General features: G+C 30.7%; 2 protein-coding genes and 1 pseudogene. All 3 read left to right on the top strand.

Annotation, left to right across the window (positions count from 1 at the left end; genetic code table 11):
- The first annotated feature begins 115 nt into the window (after nucleotides 1-115).
- The 3 genes and pseudogenes from ACIQ56_RS12440 (at nucleotide 116) to ACIQ56_RS12430 (ending at nucleotide 7,456) form a co-directional block, all read left to right on the top strand.
- Nucleotides 116-1,258: an efflux RND transporter periplasmic adaptor subunit gene (locus tag ACIQ56_RS12440; protein WP_397601381.1), complete on the top strand. Its 1,143-nt coding sequence runs from the start codon at nucleotides 116-118 to the stop codon at nucleotides 1,256-1,258.
- Nucleotides 1,258-4,380, top strand: a pseudogene (locus ACIQ56_RS12435) (multidrug efflux RND transporter permease subunit). The gene ACIQ56_RS12440 and the pseudogene ACIQ56_RS12435 overlap by 1 nt, the downstream one beginning before the upstream one ends.
- Nucleotides 4,373-7,456, top strand: a complete 3,084-nt coding sequence (locus ACIQ56_RS12430) for an efflux RND transporter permease subunit (protein ID WP_397601380.1) — start codon at nucleotides 4,373-4,375, stop codon at nucleotides 7,454-7,456. Before ACIQ56_RS12435 ends, ACIQ56_RS12430 begins: the two are co-directional and overlap by 8 nt.
- Nucleotides 7,457-7,529 lie beyond the last annotated feature (73 nt).

Raw genomic sequence — 7,529 nt, 5'->3', positions numbered from 1 at the left:
GCTCACAATGGCTTCAATTAATTTGTTACCTTATTAATCGCACTGCTTACTTCCACGCTGATGGCTAATCTTTACGTGGGTGAGATTCGCACTCACTGGTTCTTACGCACTTATCTTGGCGCACCTTAATTTCTCTCCTTTAAAAATTATTTTCAATAATAATGAAAAAATATATAAAAAAAAGTCGAATGATAATTTAAATCAAAAATCAAAAGAAGATTCTAATTTAAAAACAAAAGATAATGTAAATAAATTTAGTTCAATTCTTGTTCAAACTTCTAAAGTACAAAAAAAAGACGTTCCAGTATATATAAACGCTTTAGGAACGGTAACTCCAATAGAAAGCGTTACGGTAAAAACAGAAATAAATGGAGAATTGCTAAAAATATTTTTTAATGAAGGGCAACTTGTAAAACAAGGAGATATTTTAGCAGAAATTGATTCAAAACCTCTAAAAGCACAATATGCACAATATCAAGGTCAATTATATAAAGATCAAGCTTTTTTAACAAATGCAAAATTAGATTTAAAACGGTATAAAATTTTATATCCTTCCGGTGGTATTTCTAAACAAACATTAGATACACAAACCTGGCTTGTAAAACAATATGAAGGAGTCATTCAGTCAGATAAAGGACAACTTGAAGCTGTTAATGTAAATTTAAATCATTGTAAAATAAAAGCCCCTATTTCAGGAAAAGTGGGATTAAGGCAAGTGAATCCTGGAAACTATGTTCAAATATCCGACCAAAATGGAATTGTTATTATTAATAAAATACAACCTATTCATATTGTTTTTTCTATTTCAGAAGACTATTTGCCACAAATTCTTGAAAAGACAAAAATTCAATTTAAGATTCCTACATTAGCATATAATAAAGAACAAACAGAACAAATTGCTTCAGGAGAATTAGTTTCTACGGATAACCAAATAGATTTAAGTACAGGAACAATAAAATTAAAATCTCAATTTCAAAATGAAAAACAAAATTTATTTCCAAATCAATTTGTAAATATAAAACTTCTAATAGAAACATTACCCGAAGCAAAAATTGTTCCTATTTCTGCTATTCAGCATGGAAAAATTGGTGATTATTTATTTGTCTATGAAAATAAAAAAGCAAAACTTAAAAAAGTAACAACAGGTCCTACAGATGGAGATAATATCGTCATTAAAAATGGCGTTGAGCTTGATGAGTTGGTCATTATAGAAGGTTTAGATAAATTAGCAGATGGATTAGAGGTCTCCGTTCCATGATGAACATTTCTGCTCCATTTATTAAAAGACCCGTTGCGACAACATTATTTATGATTGCCATTTTTCTTGTGGGGTTACTCGCTTATAAATTTATTCCGGTATCTGCATTGCCTGAAGTGGAGTATCCTACAATTCAAATTTCTACATTTTATCCAGGAGCAAGCCCTGAGGTTATTGCATCTTCTATTACAGCGCCCCTTGAAAAACAATTTGGTCAAATGCCTGGTTTAAAACAGATGACATCGGCAAGCTCAAATGGAGCTTCGTTAATTACACTTCAATTTAATTTGAAAATGAGTTTAGACATTGCAGAACAACAAGTTCAAGCAGCAATGAATTCAAGTTCAAATTTGTTACCTTCCGATATTCCAAATCCTCCTGTTTATCATAAAGTAAACCCAGCTGACACACCCATATTAACTTTAGCATTAACTTCACAAGTATTGTCTTTACCAAAAATTGAAGATCTTGTTGAAACAAGATTTGCTCCTAAAATTTCTGAAATACCAGGAGTCGGTTTAGTTAGCATTAACGGAGGGCAGCGTCCTGCCATTCGAATTCAAGCGAACCCACAGTATTTAGCTTCAAATGGTTTAAATTTAGATGACATTCGAACAGCAATAACGAATTCAAATGTAAATATGGCAAAAGGTAATTTTGATGGTTCAAGATTAGCTTATACTATAAATGCAAATGATCAATTATTGACAAAGGAATCCTATGAAAATTTAATTATTTCTTATAAAAATGCAGCTCCTATTCGATTAAAAGACGTTGCTAACATAATAGATGATGCAAAAAACAATAAACAAGCCGCTTGGATGAATTTAAATCAAGCAATTATTTTAAACATACAAAAACAACCTGGAACAAATGTAATTGAAGTAGTCGATAATATTAAAAGTTTATTGCCAAAATTAAAATCTACACTACCAAATAGTATAGATGTAGAAATATTAAATGATCGGACAATTACAATTCGACATTCGGTCAAAGATGCACAATTTGAATTGATGTTAGCAGTCATTTTAGTTGTATTTGTCATTTTTATTTTTTTAAATAATTTACCAGCAACATTTATTCCAAGCATTTCTGTTCCTTTATCCTTAATTGGAACCTTTGCCGTTATGTATCAATTGGGCTACAGCTTAAATAATTTAACCATTATGGCTTTAATCATTGCTACTGGATTTGTTGTTGATGATGCCATCGTTATGATTGAAAATATTGCAAGATATATTGAAGAAGGAGAATCGCCATTTTAAGCGGCGCTAAAAGGTTCCTCTCAAATTGGTTTTACGATTTTATCATTGACCGTTTCTCTTATAGCAGTATTAATTCCGTTGCTTTTTATGAGCGATATTATAGGAAGATTATTTCGAGAATTTGCAGTAACGTTATCTGTTTCTATTTTAATATCAGCTATAGTTTCTTTAACTTTAACTCCCATGTTATGCAGATACTTATTAAAACACAAACAATTAAAATCAAAAAGTAAATTTGAAGTTTATGTTCAAAGTTTTTTTGATAAAATGATTCATTATTATTCTATGAGTTTAAAATTTGTACTAAACTATCAAAAAACAACAATAATTGTAGCCTTTTTAACTTTAATATTAACAATTACTTTATTTTTGATGATACCAAAAGGATTTTTTCCGATTCAAGATACTGGTTTAATTCAAGGTATTACTGAAGCTCCTCAATCCATTTCTTTTAGAGAAATGTATAATAAACAACAAGAAATGATGTCTGAAATATTAAAAGATCCCGCTGTAGAAAATTTATCCTCTTTTATAGGTGTGGATGGCTCTAACTATACTTTAAATAGCGGAAGGATTTTAATTAAATTAAAACCTTTAGAAGAGCGAAAATTACATGCTTCAAAAATTATAGATCGAATTCAAAAAAATGTTGCTAAAGTTAAAGAAATGACACTTTATATGCAACCCGTTCAAGATATTAATATTGATGATCGGATCAGTAGAACTCAGTATCAATATAGTTTAAATTCACCTTATTTTTCAGAAATAGAAAAATGGGGAGCATTATTAGTTGAAAATTTAAAAAAATCACCTGAATTAAAAGATATTGCCAATGACACGCAAAATTTTGGATTACAAAGTAAAATAAATATTGACAGAAATAGCGCAGCTCGTTTTGGAATTACAGTAGCAAATTTGGATTCCACTTTATATAGTGCTTTTGGACAAAGACAAATTTCAACTATGTTTAGTCAAACGAATCAGTATCACGTTATTTTAGAAGTCAATCCTAATTTAAAAATCACTCCTCATAATGTTTTAGATTCTTTATTTATTCAATCGAGTTCGGGAAACGCTATTCCATTATCTTCTTTTTCAAGTATAAAACACAGTATGGAGCCGTTAGTTATTTATAGGCAAGGACAATTTCCTGTTTCCACAATATCTTTTAATTTGGCATCTCATAAATCATTAGGAGATGCTGTTACTGCAATTGAAAATACGAAAAATAATTTAAATTTTCCAGATAGCATTCAAACAACTTTTGAAGGAGCTGCTAAAAGTTTTCAAAATGCTTTAGCAAATGAAGGTTTATTAATTTTAGCAGCTATTGTTGTTGTTTATATTGTATTAGGAATTCTATATGAGAGTTATATTCATCCATTAACAATTTTATCTACCCTGCCTTCTGCAGGAATGGGCGCCTTATTTGCATTACAAATAACGCATTCTGATTTTGATATTATTGCTCTGATTGGAATCATTCTTCTTATTGGCATTGTGAAAAAAAATGCAATTATGATGATAGACTTTTCTCTTGAATTGGAAAGGAATGAAAAAAAGACTCCTATTGAAGCCATATTTCAAGCTTGTTTACTTAGATTTAGACCTATATTAATGACAACTTTAGCTTCGTTATTAAGTGCAATTCCACTTGCCTTTGGCTCCGGTATGGGATCAGAACTAAGACGCCCCCTTGGCATTTCTATTATGGGGGGATTGATTGTCAGTCAACTTTTAACTTTATATACAACTCCTGTAATTTATCTTTTATTTGATAAATTATCTTGTTACTTTAAATCGTTCTTTCATTCGAATACAAAAAATACAAAAACGATAGAGGATAAAAATGAGTAATTTATCCTCTCCTTTTATTGAAAGACCAAAGGCAACTTCTTTAGTAGGAGTTCTCATTATTTTATCAGGTATTCTAGCATATTATTTTCTACCTGTTTCGCAACTGCCACAAATAGAATTTCCAACTATCTTAGTTCAAGCTTCTCTTCCTGGAGCTAGTCCAGAAATTATGGCAACTTCGGTAGCCACTCCCATTGAAAAACAAATTGGTCGCATTTCTGGAGTAACAGAAATGACCTCAAGTAGCTCCTTAGGAAAAACAAGTGTCGTTATTCAGTTTGATTTAAATCGAAGTATTGATGCCGCTGCGAATGATGTTCAAGCAGCGATCGATGCTTCTTTATCTGATTTACCGAAAGATCTTCCAAGTAAACCCATTTATCGAAAAGTAAATCCAGCAGATGCACCCATTATGATTATAGCTTTAACATCTAAATTATATACAAAAGAAAAAATGTACGATGTGGCATCTACGATATTGCAACAAAAAATTTCACAATCAAATGGAGTGGGTCAAGTTATCGTAGGAGGGAGTTCTCTGCCAAGCGTCCGTGTGGAGTTAAATCCACTTGCCTTAAATCATTATGGCATTGCAATTGATGATATAAGAACAACTCTTCAAAATGAAAATGCAAATAAACCAAAAGGACAAATAATAGATAATAAGCGTTCTTATAATATTGCAACAAATGATCAATTGATTCATGCCTATCAATACAAACCACTTATTATTTCTTATCATAATAACACTCCCGTTACGTTAAGTGATGTTGCTGAAGTAAAAGATTCCGTTGAAGATATAAAAAATGCGGGTTTAGCAGATGGAAAACCTTCCGTTTTATTAATTATATTTAAACAACCTGGTGTTAATGTAATAGAAACTGTAGATGGTGTGAAACAAAAGATACCTCAGTTAGAAGCTTCTATTCCTGCGGGCATTGATTTAACAGTTGCAATGGATCGGACAACAACGATAAGAAGTTCTCTTGTCGATGTTGAAAAAACGCTAATTTTAGCAATTGTCTTAGTCATCATTGTTGTTTTTTTATTTTTAAAAAATTTAAGCTCTACTTTTATTCCAAGTATTGTCGTTCCTATTTCTTTACTTGGTACTTTCACTATTATGTATTTTTTGAATTTTAGTTTAGATAATTTTTCATTAATGGCTCTCACAATTTCAACTGGATTTGTCGTTGATGATGCGATTGTTGTTCTTGAAAATATTATGAGACATATTGAAAAAGGGGTAGCACCCAAACAAGCTGCTCTTTTAGGATCAAAAGAAGTTAGTTTTACGGTATTATCTATGAGTATATCTTTAATAGCCGTTTTTATTCCAATATTACTCATGGGTGGCATTGTAGGAAGATTATTTCGAGAATTTGCAATAACTCTTTCGATTGCTATTTTAGTTTCTTTATTTGTTTCTTTAACAATCACACCATCAATGTGTTCTAAAATGTTAAAAGTAAATCAGAAAAAAATTTCAAATCAAATGAATAAAAGTAAAATAACAGAGTTTTATAAAAAAAGTTTATTATGGACAATAAATCATGAAAAAACAATGTTATTCGTTATATTTTTAACAATAATATTAAACATTTTTCTTTATATTAAAATTCCAAAAGGTTTTTTTCCTCAGCAAGACACCGGAAGAATAATGGGATTTATTGTAGCAGATCAAAATATATCTTTTAAAAATATGGAAAAAAAATTCACAGAAATTGTAAATATCATAAAAGAAGACCCTGCGATTGAACATGTTGTTGGTTACGTTGGTGGAGGAACAATTAATAATGGAAATGTCTTTATAAGTCTTAAACCTCTTGAAGAAAGAAAAATATCTCCCGACATTATTATTGGGCGACTCCGTAATAGTCTGTCTCATATTGCTGGAGTGAACGTTTATTTACAATCTGCACAAGATCTTATGATTGGTGGACGACAAGGTGGCGCTCAATTTCAATACTCAATTTCAGCTCCTAATTTAGATGAATTAAATAAATGGGGCGAAAAACTGATTCAAAGATTATCCCTTTTACCAGGAATTGCAGATGTCAATAGTGATCAAAAAAATCATGGCCTAGAAGCATTTATAAATATAAATTATGATAATGCAGCAAAATTAGAAGTTACTCCCTTTGCAATAGATAATACTCTTTACGATTCTTTTGGACAAAGACAAGTATCTATAATTTATAAATCAACAAATCAATATCATGTTGTTATGGAAGTTGCTCCTGAATTTTGGATGAGCCCTGAGTTTTTAAAAAATACATATATTAAAAACAGAAAAAATATTTTAGTTCCTTTATCTGAAATTGCGAATTTTTCTGCTAAGTCATCTTTATTATCTGTAAATCATCAGAGTCAATTCCCAGCAACAACACTTTCTTTTAATTTAATTCCAGGAACTCCTTTAGGAGATGCTGTTAATTTAGTCGAAAAAACGGTCAATGAAATGAATTTACCCTCCTTATTAAATGCTTCTTTTCAAGGTACAGCCAAAGCCTTTCAATCCTCGTTATCAAACCAACCCTATTTAATTTTAGCTGCTTTGATAACAGTATATATTGTTTTAGGAATATTGTATGAAAGCCTTATCCATCCCATAACAATTTTATCAACACTTCCTTCTGCAGGAGTTGGAGCATTATTAGCATTAATTATGACAAAAACAGATTTTTCATTAATCGCTTTAATTGGAATTATTTTACTCATAGGAATTGTGAAAAAAAATGCAATTATGATGATCGATTTTGCTCTTCAAGCAAAACGACTCGAAAATAAAACTTCAAAAGAAGCAATTTATCAAGCCGCAATTTTACGCTTTAGACCTATTATGATGACGACAATGGCTGCCATTCTGGGGGCTGTTCCCTTAGCATTTGGTACTGGAGTGGGTTCAGAATTGAGAAGACCTTTAGGAATATCAATTATAGGCGGTTTAATTATTAGCCAATTACTTACCTTATACACAACTCCAATTGTTTATTTATATTTTGAAAAAATAAAATACTGGATAGAAAATAAATTGTTAAATATTAAAGGTGAAACTTATGGTGCGCCAAGATAAGTGCGTAAGAACCAGTGAGTGCGAATCTCACCCACGTAAAGATTAGCCATCAGCGTGGAAGTAAGCAGTGCGA

The organism is Silvanigrella sp., from assembly GCF_044369315.1.
Taxonomy (GTDB): domain Bacteria; phylum Bdellovibrionota_B; class Oligoflexia; order Silvanigrellales; family Silvanigrellaceae; genus Silvanigrella.
This window is presented reverse-complemented; position numbering and strand designations above follow the sequence as displayed.